Annotated in this window: 16 protein-coding genes and 1 tRNA gene; 9 read left to right on the top strand and 8 right to left on the bottom strand. The window is 65.6% G+C overall.

Annotated elements, in window-relative coordinates:
• The gene (locus tag HV681_RS11825; protein WP_175123242.1) at positions 1–1,260 is read right to left on the bottom strand and encodes an aromatic ring-hydroxylating dioxygenase subunit alpha; all 1,260 of its coding nucleotides are present in this window, start codon (positions 1,258–1,260) and stop codon (positions 1–3) included.
• A 213-nt stretch (positions 1,261–1,473) separates the two neighbouring features.
• On the opposite strand from HV681_RS11825, the gene HV681_RS11820 reads away from it, so the two are divergent.
• From HV681_RS11820 to HV681_RS11805, 5 genes are all read left to right on the top strand, one after another.
• Positions 1,474–2,376 (top strand): LysR family transcriptional regulator, encoded by a 903-nt coding sequence (locus HV681_RS11820; RefSeq protein ID WP_175123241.1) that lies wholly within the window; start codon positions 1,474–1,476, stop codon positions 2,374–2,376.
• A tRNA-Phe gene (locus tag HV681_RS11815) sits at positions 2,339–2,418 on the top strand. Before HV681_RS11820 ends, HV681_RS11815 begins: the two co-directional genes overlap by 38 nt.
• 645 nt (positions 2,419–3,063) lie before the next feature.
• Positions 3,064–3,396 carry a ParC-related protein gene (locus tag HV681_RS28220; RefSeq protein WP_496349916.1) on the top strand — a complete coding sequence of 111 codons (333 nt, stop codon included), beginning with the start codon at positions 3,064–3,066 and terminating at the stop codon, positions 3,394–3,396.
• Positions 3,397–3,401: 5 nt separating this feature from the next.
• A complete protein-coding gene (locus HV681_RS11810) occupies positions 3,402–4,997 on the top strand; it encodes an Eco57I restriction-modification methylase domain-containing protein (protein WP_217467846.1) in 1,596 nt (531 codons plus the stop codon).
• Positions 4,994–5,902 carry a XamI family restriction endonuclease gene (locus tag HV681_RS11805; protein ID WP_175123239.1) on the top strand — a complete coding sequence of 303 codons (909 nt, stop codon included), beginning with the start codon at positions 4,994–4,996 and terminating at the stop codon, positions 5,900–5,902. Before HV681_RS11810 ends, HV681_RS11805 begins: the two co-directional genes overlap by 4 nt.
• A gap of 174 nt (positions 5,903–6,076) precedes the next feature.
• Here the strand turns inward: HV681_RS11805 and HV681_RS11800 are convergent, their stop codons facing one another.
• The 6 genes from HV681_RS11800 to uvrA all read right to left on the bottom strand — a co-directional run bounded on the left by HV681_RS11800 (position 6,077) and on the right by uvrA (position 17,831).
• The gene (locus HV681_RS11800; protein ID WP_175123238.1) at positions 6,077–8,467 is read right to left on the bottom strand and encodes a TonB-dependent siderophore receptor; all 2,391 of its coding nucleotides are present in this window, start codon (positions 8,465–8,467) and stop codon (positions 6,077–6,079) included.
• Between the two features lie 103 nt (positions 8,468–8,570).
• The gene (locus tag HV681_RS11795; protein ID WP_175123237.1) at positions 8,571–9,551 is read right to left on the bottom strand and encodes a FecR domain-containing protein; all 981 of its coding nucleotides are present in this window, start codon (positions 9,549–9,551) and stop codon (positions 8,571–8,573) included.
• Positions 9,548–10,063: a sigma-70 family RNA polymerase sigma factor gene (locus HV681_RS11790; RefSeq protein WP_175123236.1), complete on the bottom strand. Its 516-nt coding sequence runs from the start codon at positions 10,061–10,063 to the stop codon at positions 9,548–9,550. The genes HV681_RS11795 and HV681_RS11790 overlap by 4 nt, the downstream gene beginning before the upstream one ends.
• 92 nt (positions 10,064–10,155) lie before the next feature.
• Positions 10,156–10,788: an aminotransferase class IV family protein gene (locus HV681_RS11785; RefSeq protein ID WP_175123235.1), complete on the bottom strand. Its 633-nt coding sequence runs from the start codon at positions 10,786–10,788 to the stop codon at positions 10,156–10,158.
• Between the two features lie 104 nt (positions 10,789–10,892).
• The gene (locus HV681_RS11780) at positions 10,893–12,029 is read right to left on the bottom strand and encodes an aminodeoxychorismate synthase component I (protein ID WP_175123234.1); all 1,137 of its coding nucleotides are present in this window, start codon (positions 12,027–12,029) and stop codon (positions 10,893–10,895) included.
• Between the two features lie 6 nt (positions 12,030–12,035).
• On the bottom strand, positions 12,036–17,831 hold the full coding sequence (gene uvrA / locus HV681_RS11775) for an excinuclease ABC subunit UvrA (RefSeq protein WP_175123233.1): 5,796 nt from the start codon (positions 17,829–17,831) through the stop codon (positions 12,036–12,038).
• A gap of 228 nt (positions 17,832–18,059) precedes the next feature.
• Here uvrA and HV681_RS11770 point away from each other — a divergent pair, with 228 nt between their 5' ends.
• The 4 genes from HV681_RS11770 to HV681_RS28025 all read left to right on the top strand — a co-directional run bounded on the left by HV681_RS11770 (position 18,060) and on the right by HV681_RS28025 (position 20,836).
• Positions 18,060–18,845, top strand: coding sequence for an IclR family transcriptional regulator (locus tag HV681_RS11770; protein WP_175123232.1), 786 nt, complete (start codon positions 18,060–18,062; stop codon positions 18,843–18,845).
• 22 nt (positions 18,846–18,867) lie between these two features.
• Positions 18,868–19,518 (top strand): bifunctional 4-hydroxy-2-oxoglutarate aldolase/2-dehydro-3-deoxy-phosphogluconate aldolase, encoded by a 651-nt coding sequence (locus HV681_RS11765; protein WP_175123231.1) that lies wholly within the window; start codon positions 18,868–18,870, stop codon positions 19,516–19,518.
• Positions 19,511–20,443 (top strand): sugar kinase, encoded by a 933-nt coding sequence (locus tag HV681_RS11760; RefSeq protein ID WP_175123230.1) that lies wholly within the window; start codon positions 19,511–19,513, stop codon positions 20,441–20,443. Before HV681_RS11765 ends, HV681_RS11760 begins: the two co-directional genes overlap by 8 nt.
• 264 nt (positions 20,444–20,707) lie before the next feature.
• Positions 20,708–20,836 carry a hypothetical protein gene (locus HV681_RS28025; RefSeq protein WP_006226408.1) on the top strand — a complete coding sequence of 43 codons (129 nt, stop codon included), beginning with the start codon at positions 20,708–20,710 and terminating at the stop codon, positions 20,834–20,836.
• Positions 20,837–20,922: 86 nt separating this feature from the next.
• Here HV681_RS28025 and HV681_RS11755 read toward each other — a convergent pair whose 3' ends face one another.
• Positions 20,923–21,888 (bottom strand): LysR family transcriptional regulator, encoded by a 966-nt coding sequence (locus HV681_RS11755; protein WP_175123229.1) that lies wholly within the window; start codon positions 21,886–21,888, stop codon positions 20,923–20,925.
• Positions 21,889–21,936: the final 48 nt, after the last annotated feature.

Below are 21,936 nucleotides of genomic sequence, written 5' to 3'. Positions count from 1 at the left end.
TCACGCCTCCATCACGCGGCGCCAGTACGCGTACATGCCGCGTATCAGCGTTTCGGTGACCATGTGATCGGTGTTTTCGGCGGTTTTTCCGCCGAGTTCGGCGACGCTGCGGTGCCAGGGCTTTTGTTCAAAGCCGGATTGCGAGAATTCGATGACTTCGCCGTCGTCGGCGGACACGAAGCCGGCGGGGCCGAAGAGATTGGCCTGGCGCAGGCGGCGCTGGGTCATTTCGGGGGTGTCGTCGGCAAAGCCGAAATGGGTCCAGACGAAGTCGAAGGCGTCGTGGCCGACGGGCTGGATGTGGCGGGTGGACAGCGAGTTCACCTGCTGCTGGATGATGACGCTGGGGAACAGGGTCATGAGCACGGCGGTGGGGCCGTTCCACCAGGGTTCCTGCACGATGTCCAGAAAGCGGTCGTCGTTCAGCGACATCTGTTCCTTGAAGCTGGACACGCCGCTGGTGACGGTGCTTTTGCCACCCTGGCCGCGCGTGGAGATCATGGCGGCGTGGCGGAAGTGGCGGTCCATTTTCAGTTCGGACCGGTTGTCCGCGCGCCATAGGCCGAAGGTGACGAACCAGGTGTGCAGGAGGCCGGGGTGATAGGGGTCTTTGATGTTCTCCTGCATCAGCTTCCAGTTGCCGGGAATGCGCTGGCGGCTGTAGCCGTGGATCACCAGTTCGCGACCGTCGAAGACGCGGTCGAAGTAATGCGCGATGTCGGGGCCCAGATAGTCTTCCAGCGGTTCGACGTCGTGGTCGAAGGACGCGAAGACGACGCCGTTGCGGCAGGCGACCGCCAGTTTTGTCAGGCCGTGGTCCTCGGGCTTGAAGTCGGGCGGCATGCCGCCGTTGACCTTGCCGTCCTGCTTGACGCCGCGGCGGAAGGGCACGCCGATCAGGTTGCCCTGCAGGTCGTAGTTCCACTGGTGGTACGGACAGACGAACTCGGTGCGGTTGCCGGCGCGTTCGCGGCAGAACTGCACGCCGCGATGGGCGCAGACGTTTTCCACGACGCGCACGGCGCCGTCGTTGTCGCGCAGCAGGATGACGGACCGCTCGCCCACGACCGTGCGCTTGAAGTCGCCGGGATTCGGGATTTCGGCCTCAAGGCCGACGTAGCTCCAGTGGCCTTGGTAGAAGAAGCGCTCCAGTTCCCGCTGGTGCAGGGCGGCATCGGTATAGACGCCGAATGGAATGCGATGGGAACCGTCGCCTTGCCAGGGCGGGAAGAATTGGATGGGATGTTCGGGGGCGTTCATGGACGGCCCCTGCGACAGGACGTGGCGATGCGATGCGTGCGGACGCGCATGATTTGTCTCCATTTTTCAGCTGGCCGCGTGGCGGCCGGGCAGCGCCTTGCGCGGCTTGGGCGCAGGCGGTTTTTTTGCATCTTCGGGCAGGGCGCCAAATTAATAAATAGAATCTGGCTTATTACATAAATCACCAGAATCAATATTGGTGGAGACAGCCGCATGAACCTGAAAGACGTGGATCTGAATCTGCTCGTTGTCTTCAATGAATTGCACAAGCATGGCCGGGTGTCGGCGGCGGCGGAAAGCCTGGGGATTTCGCAGCCGGGCGTCAGCAATGCGCTGAGCCGGCTGCGCAAGCTGCTGGGCGACGAGTTGTTCCTGCGGACGTCGCGCGGCATGGTGCCGACCCCTTATGCCGAGAGCCTGGCTCAGCCGATCGCCGATGCGCTTGCCGCGCTGCAAGGCACGCTGAACGCGCGGTTGGCGTTCGATCCGGCGCGCAGCGAGCGATCGTTTGTGATCGGGGTGAACGACGTGGGCGAGACCTACTTCCTGCCACGCCTGATGCGGGCGCTGGATCAGGTGGCGCCGGGCGTGACCATCCGCACGGTGCGCACGACGTCGATCGACGTGCGCGACGAAATGGAGCGGGGCCGCATGGATCTGGCCATGGGCTTTCTGCCGGGGCTGAAAGGCGGGTTCTTTCAGCGCCGGCTGTTTCGCCAGCCCTATGTGTGCATCTTCCGGCAGGACCATCCGCTGGCGCGCTCGGGCGTGTCGGCCAGGCAGTTCCGCGCTGCCGAGCACGTGGCGATCGTGTCCGAGGGCACGGGCCACGGCGTGGTGGACGAGGTGATCGCACGCGCGGGCATCCGCCGCCGGCTGCGGCTGACGGTGCCGCACTTCATGGCGGTGGGCCCGGTGCTGCAGGCCACCGACATGATCGCGGTGGTGCCGCAGCGCTTTGCCGACTGCGCGTGCGGCCCGTTCGGCCTGGCCGCCGCGCCCTGTCCGGTGAAGATTCCGGAGTCGGTCATCAACGTGTTCTGGCACGCCCGCAACCACCGCGAAGCCGCCAACCAGTGGCTCCGGCAGGTGGTGGTGGACGTGTTTGCGGAATAAAAACCCACATGTCGGTGGTTCGATTCCACTCCGAAGCCGCCAATGATCTTTAGAAAATGCTTTGCGCGACTTCCTGAAGGTTTTCCATTTTCAGGCGGTTGTTGCCCAAAAATCAATCAGGTTAGTCAGCGCCGCAGAATGCTTCGGCGCAGGACGAGCGAAGAGCTGCGCATTGTGAGGGTCTGCCAACAGCCCAATCCTTCAGTACCATAAGTGGCGTTCCTCATTGAAAGTGCCAATTCTTCGCAAGTGTGGCGGAAATCATGCCAGTGGAGATCCTTGATACCCGAAGCCTGATACTGTCTAGTTAAGGGCATGACGATCATGTTGCCTAAATTTTGCTTGCGCTTCGCTGCCAGCACCTTCCTCGCGAAGATCTTCCTGCTTGGCAGTACGCATCCAGTTCCAACAGACACATGGCGTCGTTGAGGGAGTTGTCCACCCTGCCTAAATCTCGCTTGCGCATGTCAAATCCACAATTGGGGGGCCGCACGTCGCTCATGGGGGCCGGGCGGCTGAAAAGCAGTGGCTTCACGTCTTTCTTGGGCATGGCTGCCTGACAGTTGCGGCATTGCCAGCCTAAGTCAGCGGAAATTTGCCGAAATTGCAGCATTTAATGTTATCCGATTGGCGCGCAATGATAATTGCGCGCTATCATGTGTCCTATCTCACTATCAGGCTAGACCTATGAGCGGCGCCACTATCCGCGAGAACACACTACGGGAACTGGTTACAACAAAATCTATCAGTTCGGCATCTGCGATAGGTCAGCATGGGGGCTTCGCCGTGTCCGTTCGATGTGGTGACACAGAGCGAACTTTGGGAAGTACGCGTGGCAGTGTTCGCATTTTCTCAAACTTGACCAATTTGGCTGTTTTTCTACGAGGCCTCGGAATTACACATTTCTCTGTTGACTCCATGTACTTTGAGCCGGGCCGCATTCGGTCGGCTCGCCCTGATCGGGCCGAAGCGTTAAAGCGTACGCGCACCACCCCCCGTCAATCCGACCTACTGAATTGAATGCCATGGTAGATGAACTGGTCACTGAAGCTTCTTTGGCGGCAGCAGCAATAGAGCTTGGGGCTGTTGACGTTGCAGGTTTTTCCCGAGCGGAGGCCGAGCTTGCTCATAACGCTGCGCCTGTTAATCGGAATCTGGTGAAGCGCCTCCGGGAAGAAATACGCGAGGGCGGCGATCCTCTCGGGGCTTCGTTTTCGCGACTTCGAAGCGCAGAGGTCCGCCGAAATTCTGGAGCCACATATACACCCGACGGGATCGTTCAAGCCATGATGGCGTGGGCTTCTGAGCAGCCGGCGCCTGACCGTGTTGTCGACCCGGGCGTAGGCTCCGCTCGGTTTTTGTGTGCAGCTGGCCGCACCTTTGGCAATGCACAACTTATTGGACTTGAGGTCGATCCGCTCGCCGCACTAATGGCGCGGGCAAATCTGGCTGCGAACGGCTTTGCGAAGCGTGGTCGCGTAGATTTGGTGGATTACCGTTCTTCGAGTGACACATTCGCTGGCCGAACTCTTTTCATTGGAAATCCCCCTTACGTTCGCCATCATCAGATCAATGCTGAATGGAAGCGGTGGCTTGCAGAGACGGCGGCGGGTTATGGCCTCAAGGCGAGTCAGTTAGCAGGTCTACACATATATTTTTTTCTCGCGACCGTGATGCGCGCCGCACCCGGAGATCATGGATCGTTTATCACCGCCGCCGAATGGCTGGATGTTAATTACGGCCAACTCCTACGCGAGCTCTTTCTTGGTCCTCTTGGGGGCAAAGGAATCGTTATCGTGGAGCCCACTGCATCACCATTTCCGGACGCAGCAACCACTGCCGCAATTACGACGTTTCAGATCGGCTCCAAGCCTACGTCGGTGCGTCTGCGGCGGGTTCAACGAATGAAAGACTTGACCGATCTTAGTGGCGGCAAACCCGTGCGACGAGAGCGGCTTGAATTGGAATCGCGATGGTCACGTCTGACGCATGCAAGCCGAGGTTGCCCTGAGGGCTTTGTTGAACTGGGTGAACTTTGCCGAGTGCATCGAGGTACTGTGACGGGCGCCAACGCAGTATTCATTGCTAACGCAGATGCCAGCGGCGTTCCAGATCGATACAAACTACGAAGCGTAACGAAGGCTCGAGAATTGATCGCTGCCGGACGCATCCTCGATGATGCGTCAATGCTTCGTAGTGTCGTTGATTTACCTGACGACCTTGATGAGCTTGAGCTCGAAGAACGTGCCGGTGTTGAGTGCTTCCTGAGGGCTGCGCGTGAACGTGGCGCGCATGAAGGTTATGTTGCTCGAAATAGGCGTGCGTGGTGGTCGGTGGGCATGCGGGCCCCAGCTCCAATCTTAGCGACGTACATGGCGCGGAGCGCCCCCAAGTTCGTTCGGAACGCTGTGGCGGTACGACACATCAATATTGCGCATGGCTTGTATCCTAGAGAACCGCTGTCGGAAGCGCAGTTGCGAAAGCTGGTGGACTACCTCTGCACGGGTATTAGTGTGCTTGACGGCCGCACCTATGCCGGCGGGCTGACAAAGTTTGAGCCCGGAGAGATGGAGCGGTTGTTTGTGCCTTCGCCTAGTTTGTTGAAAGAGACTGCCACATGACCCAACCGCCAGTTTGGACGTCCGAACAGTTGGAGTTGAAGCGGGCACAGGCGATCGAAATTTTTCGCCGTCGCCGCATGGAGGAGCCGCTTGAGCAGTACGTGGCTCACTTCGACGAATACCAAGGTGTCGTTGAGGAACTGCTGGAGTCGACTGTTGACTTAACTGACCTTGATGGGAGCTTGGTCGACGTACTGACGACTCCAAGGCTGCTGGAATCGTTTCGATACCTAGCTGGGCCTCCGATCTCAGAGGACGACTTGAAGGTGGTTGCGGAGGGGGTGCTGACAAAGCAGAGGATTAGACGCGACCCTGAAATGGTGGCACGAATTCGCAGTGTCATTCTGAGCGGTCTAGATCGCAGGCGGTTTCCTTGGGTGGTCGAAGGCCGTGACCCAACGGAGGCTGAGCGGCAGGCCGCGGTCGTTTCATCTGCCGCGCTAATCGCATCGCGTCGTCTCGAGACTGGACGTCGAAGTGAAGGTAAGCGTGAGCAGGAGGCCGCGGTTTTTGCCTCGCTGGACGCCGTAGGCTTTACGCCAGTCTCGTCCCGCCGTATATCGGTTTTAGCTCAAGCTCCTGGGCGTGGCGAGTACTGTTCGGAAAGCGAACTAGGGGGTCGTAAAGCGGATGTTGTTGTAGGCCTACGAGACGGCCGAGTATTAGCCATTGAGTGCAAAGTCTCCAATTCCTCTACTAACTCTGTCAAGCGACTCAACAATGACGCCGCTGCCAAGGCCGCGACGTGGTTGCGCGAGTTCGGAATCCGACAAGTAGTGCCGGCGGCAGTTCTGGGAGGGGTCTTTAAGCTCCACAACTTAATTGATGCTCAGGGGCGCGGGCTTTCACTTTTTTGGGCGCATGACTTGCCTGCGCTGACGGACTGGATTACGGAGCAAGTTTGACATCTCTGTCTTATTAACTTGCGCAATTAGGGACACTCGACCCCCACAGGGTAATTAATGCCCGAAAGAGAAAAAGGACGCGCAGCCGTAAATATTTGGCCATCGCCGTAAGTCATCGATTCGACTGCGCATCAAGGCTTTGCTTTTCGACAGGGTCTGATTGAGTCCGCGTCTTCAGAACTGCATCTGCGCCGACAGCGCGACGCTGCGTGGACTGCCGAGGTAGTAGCTGTTGAGCCAGTAGTCCCGGCCGGTGACGTTGTTGACGTTCAGGCGCAGCGTGAGCGGCCGCCCGGAGACCTGGGCCGCATAGCGCAGGCCGACGTCGAACGTGGTGTAGGACGGCAGGCGGCTGACGTTGGTGGCGGACGACCACTGCTTGCCGACGTGGTAGACGCCGCCCGTGACGCTGAGGCCGGGCGCGAAGGGCAGGGCGTATTCGGAGTAGAGCTTGGCCATGAACTTGGGCACGTTCAAGGGATCCTTGCCGTCATTGGCGCCGCCTTCGACGCGGGCATGCAGCCAGGTGGCGCCGCCCACGACCGTCCATGCGGGCGTGACCTTCCCGATGGCCGAGACCTCCGCGCCGCGGTGGCGCTGCACGCCGTCCTGGCCGTAGACGTTGGCGTCGTTGGTGTATTCGTAGGCCTTCTCGATGTCGAACAGCGCGCCGCTCACGAGCACGCCGCCGACCTCGGCCTTCAGGCCCAATTCCTTCTGCTTGCTGCGCATCGGCGCCATGACCTGCAGCGCGTTCGCGGCGTCTTCGGGCGCCACGCCGCCTTGTTCCAGACCTTCGATGTAGGTGGCGTACGCCGTCATCCACGGCACGGGCGTGAAGATCAGCGACGCGTTGGGCGAGTTCCTGCCGCGGTCATAGTCGGGCTGGCTGAGGCTGCCGTCGGCGTTGCGGTCGGTCGTCTGGATGGTGCTGCGGTTGATGCCGACCAGCGCGGACCATTGATCGTTGAAGCGCACCAGATCGCCGATCATGAAGTTGTCGTTGCGGATGCGGCTGGAGAAGTACATCGACTTGGCCGGCGTCGTGGCCCAGTCCGGTTCCGGCACGTGCGTGGGCGAATCCAGGCTGTACGGGCCCTGGTAGCCGGTGCTGGGGAACCACGTGTTCTGCCATTGCCGGTCGGTGTAGCCGTAGTACCCCATGGTGATCTTGTGATCGACCGGGCCCGTGGCGAACGAGATGTCGGCCAGCGCCTGCCATGCCTCGGATTCCGTGCGCGTGGGACCGACCTTCTGGCGCAGCTGGAAGTATTCGCCGGCGGAGCGCACGGAATTCATCGTGTGGTACTGCACGGGCCGGTCCTGGTATTCGCGCAGGTGGGCCACGCGCAGCGTCAGGTGGTCGCTGGCTTCATACGTGGCCCGGGCCATCCACTTGCGCGTTTCGGTTTCATCGCGGATCCAGGGCTGGCTCCAGTTCTTCTTCGTGTCCAGTGTGGGGCGGGATACGCCGTCGCGGAAGAACCAGTAGGAGTTGGGCGCGTCCATCTTGTAGTCGCCGTAGGAGGCGCCCAGCTCCAGCTTGAAGCGGTCGGTGATGTTGAAGTCGAGCGCGGCGCTGGCCAGGCTGCGGTCGATCTTCTGGTCGTCGACGGCGGTGTCGCCGTCCTGGCGCACCAGGTTGACGCGGTAGCCGACCTTGCCATTGCTGTCGACCGGACCGCCGAAGTCGCCGTGCACGTAATACTGGCCGCCGCCGTAGTTGCCGACCGTGACGCTGTTCAGACGCTCCTGCGTGGGGCGCTTGTAGACGTAGTTAACCATCCCGCCGGGCGAGGCCGCGCCGAACAGGAAGCCCGACAGCCCGCTCAGGATCTCGACCCGTTCCTTGTCTTCGATGGATGCCGCAAAGCCGAAGGAGCGGCGCAGGCCTTCTTCGGCGCGGTCGTAGCTGTTGAACCCGCGAATCTTCACCATGGGCGCCCAGCCGCTGATCTGGGGCGTCTGCGTCATGGCGGACGGGCTGATCTTGTAGACGTCGTCGGGCGACTGGGCCTGCACGTTCTGCAGCAGTTCACGGGGCACGACGTTGATGGCGAAGGGCGCGCGCTGCAGATCCATGCCGCCCAGGGCGCCGACCGACTGCACGAGCGAGGCGCGGTAGCCGTCGCTGGCCAAGCCGTCCTGCTGCAGGGCGGCGTTGGTGGAGCCGGTCACCGTGACGCCGGGCAGCGTCACCACCCCCGGCGCCGCGGGGCTGGGGCGCAGGGTGTACTCGCCGCCGCCCCGGTGGACCGCCTCAAGGCCGGTGCCGGCCAGCAGGGCGCCGAAGCCGCTCGGCACGGAATGGCGGCCGCGCAGGCCGGGGCTGTCGCGGCCGGCTGTTATGGCGGCGTCGACGGACACCTGGATGCCGGCCTGCGCCGCGAACTGGGTGATGACGCGGCTCAGCGCGCCGGGCGCGATGTCGAAGTCGCGGCTGGCCGAGGCGGCCGGCGCAGCCTGCGCGTGCACGGGCGAGGCCGCCGTGACAGCAATGCCCAGGAGGGCCGCGAAAATCGCCAGCGACAGCGCGGTGCGGCGGGTAAGGGACGAGGAGTGCATGGAAAGCCTTTCGTGGGGAAGGAAGAGGGTCTTCACCCCGTATGCCAAACGTGGCATCCGAAAAGGGAACCTCGGTCCTGAAATCTTTTTGCAACGCGTGGCGTCAGCGCGGCACCACCGTCACCCACCACGGCATCGGCGCCTGGATGCGCACGGGCAGCGTGGCGGCCAGCGCGCTCAGCACCCGGTCCGTGTCCGGCAGCGCATAGGCGCCGACGATGCGCAGGTCGGCCACCTCGGGGGCACAGGCCAGATAGCCGCGCCGGTAGCGGGACAGCTCGGCGATGAAGTCCGCCAGGCGCATGTTCTCGGCGATCAGCAGCCCGCGCGACCAGGATTCGCGCGCCGGTTCGGCGGGCTCGGGGGGCGCGGCGGCCGCCCGGGTGACGCGGGACTGCTGGCCGGCGTGCACGATCAGGGTCGCGGCGCCGGCGGCTTTGGGGCGCACTTCCACCGCGCCCTCGAAGACGGCGACCCGGCTGGCGTCGTCCTCCTGGTAGACCGCGTAGCGCGTGCCGAGCGCGCGCAGCCGCGCCTCGGCGGTGTCGACCACGAAGGGCCGCGCGGGCGACTGCGTGTCCGGCGCGGTGCTGACCAGGATCTCCCCGGCCACCAGCACCACGCGACGCAACTGCGGTCCGTAGTCCACGTCGACCGCGCTGCCGGTGTTGAGCCACAAGGTGCCGCCGTCGGCCAACTGGATCTGGCGGCGTTCGCCCACGCTGGTGTGATGGGCTGCGGTCCAGGCGCGCCAAGGCGTGGTCTGGGACGCGGCCCAGACGCCCAAGCCGGTGCCGCAGAGCGCCGTCAGCATCTTCAGGGCGCTGCGGCGCTGCGAGCGTTTTGCCGCGGCGGCGTCCAGCATGCGATGCGCGGTGGGCTTGTCCACGCCCGGCAGGTCGTCGAACTTGCCGCTGATGGCCTCCACGCGGTGCCAGGCGGCCTGATGCATGGGATCGGCGTCATGCCACTGGCGCCAGCGCTGGCGCTCGCCGGGCGGCACCGCGGGGGCGCGCAGCACGGCGAACCACTCGGCGGCCTCTTGCAGCACCTTGAAGCTGGGCGCGCTGGGGGCGGGCGTCATGGTGCGGTGGCCGCCAGGCTGGAAGTCAGGCAGTGCAGCATCGCCTGCGCCATGTACTTCTTGACCATGCGTTCGGACACCGCCAGGCGCGCGGCGATCTCGACGTAGCCCAGGCCCTCCAGGTGCGCCAGCAGAAAGGCCGTGCGGGCCTTGGGATTGAGCTGGTTCAACAGCGCGTCCAGTTCGGACAGCGCGTCCATCAGCAGGGCGCGGTCTTCGGGCGAGGGATGGAGGGTGTCGGCGACGGTGGCCAGCGTGTCGCGGTAGGCGCGTTCCAGATCCTGCCGCCGCCAATGGTTGATGACCAGGCCGCGGGCAATGGTGGTCAGGAACGCGCGCGGTTCGCAGATGGGTTCCTGGTTGCGGAACAGGCGCACGAACGTGTCGTGCGCGATATCGGCGGCGTCGAAGGTGTTGCCCAGGCGGCGCCGCAACCATTCCTGCAGCCAGCCGTGGTGGTCGCAATACAGGGATTCGATGCAGGCGGGCGCCCCGGGGCGGGAGGAAGACACGATGAAGCCGCTGACATGATGCCAATAAGAATCAGTCGCAATTATTCTTCAGCGGCGCGGCTTTTGCAATGCGCGTTCGCCCCGAGCGGATGTCAGGCGTCGCGGAATGTCACCGTGAACCATCCGCGCAGCGCATTCGACAACCGGATTTCGTCGGCGGCATGCAGGTCCGCCAGCGTCAGGACGCGTTCCTTCGTCTTGCCGTCGTCGAGCAGTTGCGCGCGCTGCACGCCCGGCAGGCAGCCGCTGTCCACGGGCGGGGTGTACCAGACGTCGCCCAGGCGCAGATAGACGTTGCTGCGGCTGCCTTCGCAGAGTTCGCCGCGTTCGTTCAGATAGACCAGATCGAAGATGTGCGGATGCGAAGGCAGCCATTCGATCGTCTTGGTGTACCAGGGGCGGTGCGTGGTCTTGTAGCGCAGCAGCGGTTCGGAAGAGCGCAGCGCCTCGGGCGCCAGCATGACTTCCTGGTGGGCGGGCAGGGGCGGCAGGACGGCGGTCTGGATGTGGCGGCTGCCGTCGCGCGCGACCAGGAGGCGCAGGCGGTGCGGGCCGGCGGAGCCCAGGGACATGACGGCGACGAGGATGTCGCCTTCGACATCGCGGCCGCCCCAGACATAGCCCAGGGCCTTGCATGACGCTTCGAGGCGGTGGAGGTGGCGCGCCAGCAGCGGCACGTTGCCCGAGGCTTCAACCAGGATGGTCTCGATCAATTCGGGTTGCATGGGACTCTCCTGGAATAAGGCGCGGGGCCGGCTGAGTGGGGCCGCGCCTGGCCGGGCTGCGCGGGCCGCGCTCTATGCTACTACCGGCCGTGAGGTTTGCGCCGTCAGGCGCGCAGGATGCGGGCCTTCCAGTGGCATTCCTGCCATTCGCCGGCCGGGTCCGAATCGTAGACGATGCCGCCGCCCACGCTGTAGACGCCGTGGCCCTGCTGGTCCAGGACCAGCGTGCGGATCGCGACGTTGAGCGAGAAGTCGCCATCCGGGGCCAGCCAGCCGATGCTGCCGCAATACAGACCGCGCGGGGCGGTTTCCATTTGCCGGATGCGGCGCATGGCCGCTACTTTCGGCGCGCCGGTGATCGATCCGCAGGGAAAGAGGGCGTGCAGCACGTCCGACAGCGTGGCGTGCGGCGCGGTGGCCGACACGGTGGACGTCATGGTCCAGACCGTGGGGTATCGCTCCAACGAAAACAGCGCGTCGACCTTCACCGAACCCGGCTCGGCCAGCCGTCCGAGGTCGTTGCGCAGCAGGTCCACGATCATCAGGTTCTCGGCGCGGTTCTTGTCGCTGGCCAGCAATTCCTGGCCCAGGCGTTCGTCCTCGGCCGGGTCGGCATGTCGCGGTGCGGTGCCTTTCATGGGCCGGGTCGTCAGCCGGGCGCCCTCGCGCCGCACGAACAGTTCGGGCGAAAACGACAGCACCGTGCGATCGCCGTCCTGGATGTAGGCTGCGTGCGCGACCGGATTGCGCGCCGCGATGCGGCGATACAGCGTGCCCGGATCGCCCTGGAAGCCGACGTCGAGCGGCTGCGTGAAATTGACCTGATACAGCTCGCCGTCCCGGATCAGGCCGCGAATGGCGTCGATCTGGCGTACGTAGGCGGGCTCGGTCATGCGCGGTGCGGGCAGGCTGATGGACGCTGTGGGCGCGTCGGCGTCCGGCGCGTCCCACGGCGCTTCGTCGATCTTGCGGTCGAACACCAGCGCGGTCAGTCGGGGGCGCCCGTCGTCGCGCGGCGGCGTCCACGGCCCGGCCGGCGCGGGCCGGGTGGCCTCGGGCAGTAGCCATTCGCCCAGCTCGTAGTCCAGCAGCAGGGCAATCCAGCGGCCTTCGCGCCGCGCGGCGTCGATGGCGGCCAGCGCCGGGGCGACCTCGGCCGCGGCGCGCGCCTCGATCCGGTCGCAAAACCCGTCGAGGCGCAGCGCGCGACCGGCAAGCCGGTCTTCAAAACGGCAATCCATGGTGCGTTACCGTTGTTGTTGCGCAAGGAACTCCGTCAGGACCCGGCCGGTGTGGGAATGATCGGCCAGCGTCATCACGTGCTCGGGCGAGCCTTCGCCCACCAGTTGCCCGCCGCCCGTGCCGCCTTCGGGGCCCAGGTCCAGCAGCCAGTCGGCTTCGGCGATGACGTCCAGGTTGTGTTCGATCACCACCACCGTGTTGCCGGCTTCGACCAGGCGGTGCAGCACGTGGATCAGCTTTTCGACGTCGGCCATCGACAGGCCCACCGTGGGCTCATCCAGCACGTACAGCGTGTGCGGGATGCGCGAGGCGCGGCCGGTCTTGATCAGGCCGTCGGTCAGGCGGGCCTTGGACAGCTCGGTCACCAGCTTGATGCGCTGCGCCTCGCCGCCCGACAGCGTGGGCGACGGCTGGCCCAGCGTCAGGTATCCCAGCCCCACGTCCTGCATCAGTTGCAGCGGACGGTGGATCTTGGGATGGGCGGCGAAGTAGCCGATGGCGTCGTCCACTTCCATGGACAGCAGCTCGCCGGCGTTCTTGCCGCGCATCTGCACGCTGAGCGTGTCGCTGTTGAAGCGCGCGCCGTTGCAGGCGTCGCACGGCACCTTCACGTCGGGCAGGAAGTTCATCTCGATGGTGCGCATGCCCTGGCCTTCGCAGATCGGGCAGCGGCCATCGCCGGTATTGAACGAGAAGCGCGCCGCCGTCCAGCCGCGCATGCGGGCTTCGCGCGTGTCGGCGAACTGCTTGCGCACGTCGTCCCAGAAGCCCACGTAGGTGGCCGGGCACGAGCGCGGCGTCTTGCCGATGGGCGTCTGGTCCACTTCCAGCACGCGGTCAATGGCTTCCCAGCCCTTGATGCTTTCGCAGCCCGCCCAGCCCGGCGCCTTGCCTTGCGAGACCGCCTGCGTCAGGTTGTCCAGCAGCACTTCGCGCGCCAAGGTCGACTTGCCGGAACCGGACACCCCGGTCACCACGCTCAGGCGGCCCACCGGAATGCGCGCGTCCACGCTGCGCAGGTTGTGCAGGCGCGCGCCGCGGATCTCGATCATGGGCGTGTCGGCCTCGACCGGACGGCGGCCCTGCAGCGGATGCGCCAGCGGCGTCTTCAGGTAGCGGCCGGTCACGGATTCAGGTGCGTCGATCACGTCCTGCACGGTGCCTTGCGCCACCACGCGGCCGCCGCGGATGCCCGCGCCCGGGCCGATGTCGATGACGTGCGAGGCGCGGCGGATGGTGTCGTCGTCGTGCTCGACCACCACCAGCGTGTTGCCGTTGCCTTCCAGCCGCGCCAGCGCGTCCAGCAGGATGCGGTTGTCGCGCGGGTGCAGGCCGATGGTGGGTTCGTCCAGCACGTAGCAGACGCCCTGCAGGTTGGAGCCCAGTTGCGCGGCCAGCCGGATGCGCTGCGCCTCGCCGCCGGACAGCGTGGGCGCGGCGCGGTCCAGCGCCAGGTAGTTCAGGCCCACTTCCTGCATGAAGTTCAGGCGGCCGCGGATCTCGGCCAGGATGTCGCGGGCAATTTCGCCTTCTCGGCCGCGCGCCACCAGTCCGGTAAAGAAGGTGTGTGCGTCCGACACCGGCAGCGAGGCCAGTTCGGCAATCGACTTGTCGCGCCAGCGCACGGCGCGCGCCACGCGGTTCAGCCGCTGGCCATCGCATTGCGTGCAGGTCTTGGCCTCGCCTTCGTACCACGCGTTCCAGGCGGTTTCCTCGCCGGTCTGCTCTGCGTCAAAGCCCTGCAATTGCAGGCCGGTGCCGTAGCAGCCCGTGCACCAGCCGTGCTTGGAGTTGTACGAGAACAGGCGCGGATCGGGTTCGGGGAAGCTGGTGCCGCAGGACGGGCACGCGCGCTTGACCGAGAAATGCTGCTGCTGCAGTTCGCTGTTCAGCGCCTCGTGCAGCTTGTTGACGGGCCACACGACCGACATCACGCCCTGGCCGTTCTCCAGCGCGCTCTTGACGGCGGCGCGCAGGGCGGCCTCGTTGGCCGGGTCCACCACCACGTCTGCCACCGGCAGTTCGATGGTGTGCTCCTTGTAGCGGTCCAGGCGCGGCCACGGCGCCACGGGAATGAATTCGCCGTCAACGCGCAGATGGGAATGGCCCTTGGAGCCCGCCCACTTGGCCAGATCCGTGTAATAGCCCTTGCGCGCGGTGACCAGCGGCGCCAGCAGGCCGATGTGCTCGCCCTTGTGCTCGCGCAACAGGCGCGCCACGATCTGGTCGGTGTTCTGGGGTTCGACCGCGACATTGCAGTCCGGGCAGTATTGCGTGCCCAGTTTCACGTACAGCAACCGCAGGAAGTGATGGATTTCCGTCATCGTGGCCACGGTGGACTTGCGGCCGCCGCGGCTGGTGCGCTGTTCGATCGCCACGGTGGGCGGGATGCCGAAGATGGCGTCCACATCCGGCTTGCCGGCCGGCTGCACAATGGCACGCGCGTAGGCGTTCAGCGATTCCAGATAACGGCGCTGGCCCTCGTTGAACAGGATGTCGAAGGCCAGCGTGGACTTGCCCGACCCCGACACGCCCGTGATGACGGTGAACTTGTCGTGCGGAATTTCGACGCTGATGTTCTTCAGGTTGTGTTCGCGCGCGTTGCGGATTTCGATGGCCATGCTGCCCTGGCGGCGTTCGCGCACCAGGGATTGCAGGGGCGTGCCCACGCCCGCGCCGTACTCGGCTTGCGGCTCGGCGATGCGCGCGGTCAGGCCGGCCTGCTCGGCCTCCTGGGCGTCGGCATCGCTGCTGACGATGACGTCGGCCTTGCCGCCCGCGACGGTATCGATGGGCAGGATGCTGACTTCATAGTCGCGCAGGGCGGCGCCCGTATGCGACTTGGGGTTGTCCATCAGGTCCTGCGGCGTGCCGGTGCCGAGCACCAGGCCGCCGGCGTCGCCGCCTTCGGGACCCAGGTCGATCAGCCAATCCGCGGCGCGAATCACGTCCAGGTTGTGTTCGATGACCAGCAGCGTGTGGCCGGCGGCCAGCAGCTTGCGGAACGCGCGCATCAGGCGCGCGACGTCGTCGAAGTGCAGGCCGGTGGTGGGTTCGTCGAACAGGAACAGGCTGCCCTTCTTGGCGACCTTGGCGGTGGAGATGCCGCTGCGCGCGGCCTCAGCCAGATGGCCAGCCAGTTTCAGGCGCTGCGCCTCGCCGCCGGACAGGGTCGGCACGGGCTGGCCCAGCCGCACGTATTCCAGGCCCACGTCGGCCAGCGGCGCAAGACCGGTCTGCACGTCGCGCAGGCCCTTGAAGAAGTCCAGCGCCTCGCTGACGGTCATTTCCAGCACTTCGTCAATCGAGGCGCTCTTGCCCAGGTGCTCGACGCGCACTTCCAGCACTTCGGGGCGGAAGCGCTTGCCGTCGCAATCGGGGCAGCGCAGGTACACGTCGGACAGGAACTGCATTTCGACGTGTTCGAAGCCGGTGCCGCCGCAGGTCGGGCAGCGGCCGTCGCCGCCGTTGAAGCTGAATGTGCCCGCCGTGTAGGCGCGCTCACGCGCCAGCGGGGCCTGGGCAAACAGCTTGCGGATCGCGTCGAACGCGCCGACGTAGCTGGCTGGGTTGGAGCGCGCGGTCTTGCCGATGGGGGTCTGGTCCACCATGACGACGTCGGCGATCTGCTCGGCGCCGAGCAGGCGGTCGAAGGCGCCCGGCGCTTCCGACGGCTTGCCCTTCTGCTTGAGCAGCGCGGGGTAGAGCACATCCTGCACCAGCGTGGATTTGCCCGAACCGGACACGCCCGTCACGCAGACCAGGCGGCCCAGCGGCAGCTCGACAGAGACGTTCTTCAGGTTGTGCGCATTGACGCCTTCCAGCAGCAGGCGCGGCGTGTTGGCCGCCACCGGCATCGGACGCGGCGCTTCCACACGCAGTCGGCCGCCGAGATAGTCGCCGGTCAGCGAGGGCGCGGCGCGCAGTTGGTCGGGCGTGCCGTCGAAGACGATGCGGCCTCCCCGTTCGCCGGGACCGGGGCCAATGTCGATGATGCGGTCCGCGGCCACCATGACCTGCGGATCGTGCTCCACGACCACCAGCGTGTTGCCGGCGTTGCGCAGGCGGTGCATGACTTCGACGACGCGGTGCATGTCGCGCGGGTGCAGGCCGATGGAGGGCTCGTCCAGCACGAACAGCGTGTTCACCAGCGAGGTGCCCAGCGCGGTGGTCAGGTTGATCCGCTGGACCTCGCCGCCCGACAGCGTGCGGCTCTGGCGGTCCAGCGTCAGGTAGCCCAGGCCCACGTCGCACAGGAATTTCAGGCGCGCGCGCACTTCGGTCATCAGCAGGTCGGTGGCGGCGTCCAGCGCGCCCGAGAACGACAGCGTGTCGAAGAATTTACGCACCCGCTCGATCGGCAGCAGCATCACGTCGTGCAGCGACAGGCCGTCCAGGCCGTTGAGCTGCTCGCGGCTCCAGGTGGTGCCGACCGGCATGAAGCGCTTGTAGCGGCCGTCTTCGGGCGGCAGCACGGCGTCGGCTTCATCCTTGTTGCCCAGGCGCCAGAGCAGGGCGTCGGGCTTCAGTCGCGCGCCGTTGCAGCTGGGGCAGGGCGTGTAGCTGCGGTACTTGGACAGCAGCACGCGCACGTGCATCTTGTACGACTTGGTTTCCAGCCAGTCGAAGAAGCGCTGCACGCCGTACCACTGGTGCTTCCAGGCGTCATTGCCGCCCTTCCAGTCGGGCGTGCCGTACAGCACCCAGCGCTTGTGCTCGTCGCTCATGTCCTTCCAGGGCACGCCCAGCGGCACGCCCGCGCGCGGGGCGTACTTTTGCAGGTCGTCCTGGCATTCCTTGTAGGACGGCGTGGTCCACGGCTTGATGGCGCCTTCGAGCAAGGTTTTTTTCTCGTCGGGGATGACCAGGCCGAAGTCGATGCCGATCACGCGGCCGAAGCCGCGGCAGGCCTCGCAGGCGCCCAGCGGCGAATTGAACGAGAAGCTGCTGGGCAGCGGGTCGGTGTATTCGATGTCGCAATCGGCGCAGTGCAGCCGGTCGCTGTACTTCCAGATATGCGCGTTGCCGCCGTCGGCGTCCATGACGTAGACGGCGATGTGGCCGGCGCCCATGCGCAGCGCCGTGTCCAGCGCTTCCATGATGCGTTCGCGCTCGGTGCCGGCGAAGCGGAAGCGATCCTGGATGACGTGCAGGATGCGGCGTTCTTCGGTGGCGGCCTTGGCGGTCTTCGTGGCCTTGGCCTTCTTGGCGCCCTTGGCGGGCGCGGCGGCGCGGGGCACGGCGGTTTCCTCGGCGTGCACGCGGGTGTAGCCCTGCTGCTCAAGGAAGCCGCGCACTTCGTCTTCGGTGAAGTTGGCCGGCACGGCGATCGGGAAGGTCACGACCAGGCGCGGGTCGCCCGCGGTGGCGGCGCGCTCGGCCAGCGAGTGATAGACGGATTCCGGCGTGTCGCGCCGCACCAGCTTGCCGCAGCCGCGGCAATAGAGCTTGGCGCCACGCGCGAACAGCAGTTTCAGGTGATCGTTCAGTTCGGTCATCGTGCCGACCGTGCTGCGCGAGCTGCGCACCGGATTGGTCTGGTCGATGGCGATGGCGGGCAGAATGCCTTCGATGCGGTCCACCTGCGGCTTGTCCATGCGGTCCAGGAACTGGCGCGCATAGGGCGAGAAGGTTTCCACGTAGCGCCGTTGGCCCTCGGCGTAAAGGGTGTCGAAGGCCAGCGAACTTTTACCGGACCCCGACACCCCGGTGACGACGACCAGTTCGCCGGTGGCGATGGTCAGATCCAGGTTCTTGAGATTGTTCTGGCGGGCGCCAACGATGCGGATATGGGAGCTCATGGACGGTATCGTAGCCTGACGAAGGGAGCATGCCGGCGCGGCGATCCATCGCTGGTTCCGGGCGCGTCGATATGGAATAATTGACTATATTGTGAGGCGCATGTCCACATGGTGGACAATCGGCGCCTCGGTAGCTGTACAAATAAACAGTATCGCAGATTCGTCTGATATTCGCGCTTGCCGCGTTGCGGATCTGGCCTGGGCTATCGCATGTATTTGGGGACATGAGTGCAGGAATCCAAGGTCGCGGGCGCGGCAGCGTTCGGAAAATTCATGGCGGTGCTGCAGGCGGTGGCCGATGCGCCGCAGCCGCCGACGGCCGCCATGCTTGCCCGTGACTGCGGCTATCCCCGTCCTACCGTCTACCGCATCCTGGCGGCGCTGGCCGAACAAGGGATGGTCACAGAATCCAGCGGCGCATATCGCCTGGGTCCGCGCCTGATGTCGCTGGCCAGCAAGGCATGGTCCCAGTTCGATCTGCGCGCCGCGCTGGCGCCCGAACTGCAGGCGCTGCGCGACCAGACTGGCGAAACCGTCCATCTGGCCGTGCCCGCGGGTCACGAGATGATCTACATCGACAAACTGGAAAGCCCCGGCCCCGTGCGCATGGTGTCGCGCGTGGGGGCGTCCGTCGCGCTGCATTCCAGTGCCGTCGGCAAGGCCTATCTGGCCGCGCTGGACGAGCCCGCGCGCGAGCGCCTGCTGCACGCGCTGCCGATGCCGGCCCGGTTGCCCGCCACGCTGACCAGTCTGCCCGCGCTGCGCGAGGCGCTGGGCGTGGCGGCTCAGCAAGGCTACGCTGTCGACAACGAGGAAAACGAACCCGGCATCGTCTGCTACGGCGTCGCGCTGTGCGACGGGGCAGGGCGTCCCGTCGCGGGCGTCAGCGTCAGCACGCTGCTGTTCCGCCGCCGCGGCGATCCGCAGTCCGCCTATATCGAACCCTTGCTGCGGCTGCGTGATGCCGCCGCGGCCAAACTCGCCGTCCTGCCGGTATCGTCCGGCGGCGCCTGATCGTCAGCCCCAGAGGAAATCCATGACCGCAACCGCTGCTCCCACCGCCTCCAAGCTTGCCGCCCTGTTGGCCGCCCGCGTCGTGCCCGTCCTGCGCTACACCGACGCGGCCGCCGCGGCCTATGCCGCCGAAGTCGCGGTGTCGGCCGGCTGCACCACGCTGGAACTGACCTGGACCATTCCGAACGTCACAGATCTGGTGCGCGCGCTGCGCGACAAGCACGGCGCCAGCCTGCTGCTGGGCGTGGGCACCGTGCTGGACGAGTCGCAGGCGCGCGAGGCGCTGGTGGCGGGCGCGGACTTCCTGGTGTCGCCCGCGCTGGCGCACGAGATCGTGGACATGGCCCACGCCGCGGACGCGCTGTGCATGCTGGGCGCGTTCACCCCGAGCGAAGTCCTGGCCGCGCGCCGCGCCGGCGTGGACGTGGTGAAGGTGTTCCCGGCGGACACCGGCGGCCCCAAGCACCTGGCCGCGCTGAAGTCGGTGTACCCGGACACGATCTTCTGCCCCACGGGCGGCATCACGCAGGAAAACATGGGTACATATTTCGCGGCCGGCGCCGGCCTGGTCGGCATCGGCAGCAACCTCTACGACAAGGCCGGCTTCGCGTCGCGCGACACCGCCGCGCTGGTGGCGCAGATCACCCGGACCCGCGAGGCCGCTCATGGCTGACTTCGACATCGTCGCGCTGGGCGAGCCGCTGGTCGAGCTGAACCAGACGCACGAAGGCCAGCGGCAATACCTGCAGGGTTTCGGCGGCGACACCTCCAACGCGGTGATCGCAGCCGCCCGCCAGGGCGCGCGCTGCGCATACCTGACCCGGGTCGGCAATGACGCCTTCGGCAAGCAGTTCCTGGACCTGTGGCAGAACGAGGGCGTCGACACGTCCGGCGTAGAGGTCGACGATGACGCGCACACCGGCCTGTACTTCGTGCAGCACGGACCTGACGGCCATGCTTTCAGCTATCTGCGGCGCGGCTCGGCCGCCAGCCTGATGACGCCGGCCAGCCTGGACGCGGGCCTGATCGAACGCACGCGTTTCCTGCACGTGTCGGGCATCAGCATGGCGATCAGCACCACCGCCTGCGATACGGTCTTCGCCGCCATCGAGCGCGCGCATGCCGCTGGCGCGCAGGTCAGCCTGGATTCCAATCTGCGGTTGCGCCTGTGGCCCGTGGACCGCGCCCGCGCCATCCTGCGCGAAGCCATGCGCACGGCGGACGTGTTTCTGCCCAGCATGGACGACATGCAGCACCTGACCGGCAACGACGACCCGGAGCGCACGCTGGACTGGATCCGCGACGGCGGCGCGCCGGGCGTGGTGGTGCTGAAGCTTGGCAAGGACGGCTCCATCATCGACGACGGCCGCAGCCGCACGGCGATGCCAGCGCTGCGGGTGCAGGCCGTGGACGCGACCGGCGCGGGCGACTGCTTTGCCGGCAGCCTGCTGGCGCGGCGTTGCCAGGGCGATGCCTGGGAAGACGCCGTGCGTTATGCCAATGCGGCGGCGGCGCTGTCCACGCTGGGCTACGGCGCGGTCGATCCGCTGCCGCGGGCGGAGCAGGTGTGGGAACGGCTGAAGGAAACGTCGGGCTGAGCGTGGCAGGGCGGCGGTGCAGCGGGCTGAGACGGACCGCGATCCAGCCATATTGCGCCGCGCCTTGGCGCCTTGGCGTATCCGCGGCCGATTTGTCCCTGGTTGTTTCAGGCGGTGCGTAAGCCCCGGTTGGCGCCTTTGAAATCCGCCCATTGGCGTCCGATTCGGATTTCAGGCTAAAATGCCAAGTTATCCGAATTTTTTCCGCCAGTCCGGTTTCCGGTTGTGCGGGCCACTTTCCGCAAATTCAACAGGAGAATCAACATGGCTGAACGCAAACGCGTGCGTCGTAACACCCTGGAACGCCGTTGCCTGGGCAAGGCTTTCAAGCGCTTGTTCGTCAAGTCGCCCAAGGGCGTGTTCAAGATGCTGGAAAAGATCAAGCGCGTCTAAATGATGCGTTCGGCCGGCAGGTCTTCGGACCCGCTTGGCCTGATCAAAGAAAAACCGCAAGGCGCGAGCCCTGCGGTTTTTTTTCGTCAGGCCTGCGGGGCCCCGAGCTTGGGCCGGATGAAATCCATGAACGCGCGGGTCTTGGCCGGCTGGATGCTGGAAGGGAAAACCACATAGATCGAGATCGGATCCACCGACCAGCCCGGCAACACGCGCCGCAGCGAGTTGCGCTGGATGATCGGTTCCAGCGCCAGGCAATGCGGCATGCGGGTGATGGCCAGATCCAGGCCGGCCAGCGTTCCCGCGATGCTCATGTTGTTGGCGGCCAGATGTCCGTGCACGGCCACGCGCTGCGAAATCGCGCCGTTATTCAGCGTCCAGTACGAATGGGCTTCGTCGATGGTCGTGCGCAGGCACTGGTGCTGCGACAGATCGGCCGGCGTCTGCGGCTCGCCATGACGCGCGATATAGCTGTCGGACGCGTACAGATGCGTTTCCAGCGAAACCAGCTCGTGCACCACGGCGCCCTCGATGGCGCGATGCGGCGTGCCGTTGCCATTGCCGTTGTCGGCGGAGGCGCCCGGATAGTCGGCTTCGCGGCCGAACCGCAGCACGATGTCGAACGGCGTGCCCTGTGCGTCGGAGGCCGTCATCATGCTCAGGTCGAACTCGCATTCCACTTCGGGATAGCGATCGGTGAAATCGCTGATGGTCTCGGGCAGCAGCCAGATGGCCAGGCTGTACGGCATGGAGACGCGCAGATTGCCCGACGGGCCGCCTGACAATGACAGCAGTTGCTCGTGCGCCAGCCGGGCTTCGTCGATGAGGCCCTGGCACCGGCGCATGTAGGCCGCGCCCGCGTCGGTCAGATCCAGCCGGCGCGTGTTGCGGTTGATGAGCCGCAGCCCGATCGCGCGTTCCAGTTCGTTGATCCGGCGCGACAGCGTCGACGTCGGCATGTCCAGCGCGCGCGCGGCCTGGCTGAAGCTCTTGCGCTTGGCAACCTCCACGAACAAGGCGATGTCATTGAGCTGGACGGTCGAGGCTTCCATAGGCGTTCCGAATTGGGCCGCCCGAGTTTACGCCACGATGCCCTGCGG

Source organism: Achromobacter animicus, assembly GCF_902859585.1.
GTDB classification, from domain to species: domain Bacteria; phylum Pseudomonadota; class Gammaproteobacteria; order Burkholderiales; family Burkholderiaceae_B; genus Achromobacter; species Achromobacter animicus.
This window is presented reverse-complemented; position numbering and strand designations above follow the sequence as displayed.

Coding starts and splice junctions, on each gene's coding strand:
- HV681_RS11765 (WP_175123231.1), top strand. CDS start 18,868: ATGACCGCAACCGCTGCTCCCACCGCCTCCAAGCTTGCCGCCCTGTTG.
- HV681_RS11805 (WP_175123239.1), top strand. CDS start 4,994: ATGACCCAACCGCCAGTTTGGACGTCCGAACAGTTGGAGTTGAAGCGG.
- uvrA (WP_175123233.1), bottom strand. CDS start 17,831: ATGAGCTCCCATATCCGCATCGTTGGCGCCCGCCAGAACAATCTCAAG.
- HV681_RS11780 (WP_175123234.1), bottom strand. CDS start 12,029: ATGGATTGCCGTTTTGAAGACCGGCTTGCCGGTCGCGCGCTGCGCCTC.
- HV681_RS28025 (WP_006226408.1), top strand. CDS start 20,708: ATGGCTGAACGCAAACGCGTGCGTCGTAACACCCTGGAACGCCGTTGC.
- HV681_RS11755 (WP_175123229.1), bottom strand. CDS start 21,888: ATGGAAGCCTCGACCGTCCAGCTCAATGACATCGCCTTGTTCGTGGAG.
- HV681_RS11820 (WP_175123241.1), top strand. CDS start 1,474: ATGAACCTGAAAGACGTGGATCTGAATCTGCTCGTTGTCTTCAATGAA.
- HV681_RS11800 (WP_175123238.1), bottom strand. CDS start 8,467: ATGCACTCCTCGTCCCTTACCCGCCGCACCGCGCTGTCGCTGGCGATT.
- HV681_RS11825 (WP_175123242.1), bottom strand. CDS start 1,260: ATGAACGCCCCCGAACATCCCATCCAATTCTTCCCGCCCTGGCAAGGC.
- HV681_RS28220 (WP_496349916.1), top strand. CDS start 3,064: ATGAGCGGCGCCACTATCCGCGAGAACACACTACGGGAACTGGTTACA.
- HV681_RS11810 (WP_217467846.1), top strand. CDS start 3,402: ATGGTAGATGAACTGGTCACTGAAGCTTCTTTGGCGGCAGCAGCAATA.
- HV681_RS11760 (WP_175123230.1), top strand. CDS start 19,511: ATGGCTGACTTCGACATCGTCGCGCTGGGCGAGCCGCTGGTCGAGCTG.
- HV681_RS11795 (WP_175123237.1), bottom strand. CDS start 9,551: ATGACGCCCGCCCCCAGCGCGCCCAGCTTCAAGGTGCTGCAAGAGGCC.
- HV681_RS11785 (WP_175123235.1), bottom strand. CDS start 10,788: ATGCAACCCGAATTGATCGAGACCATCCTGGTTGAAGCCTCGGGCAAC.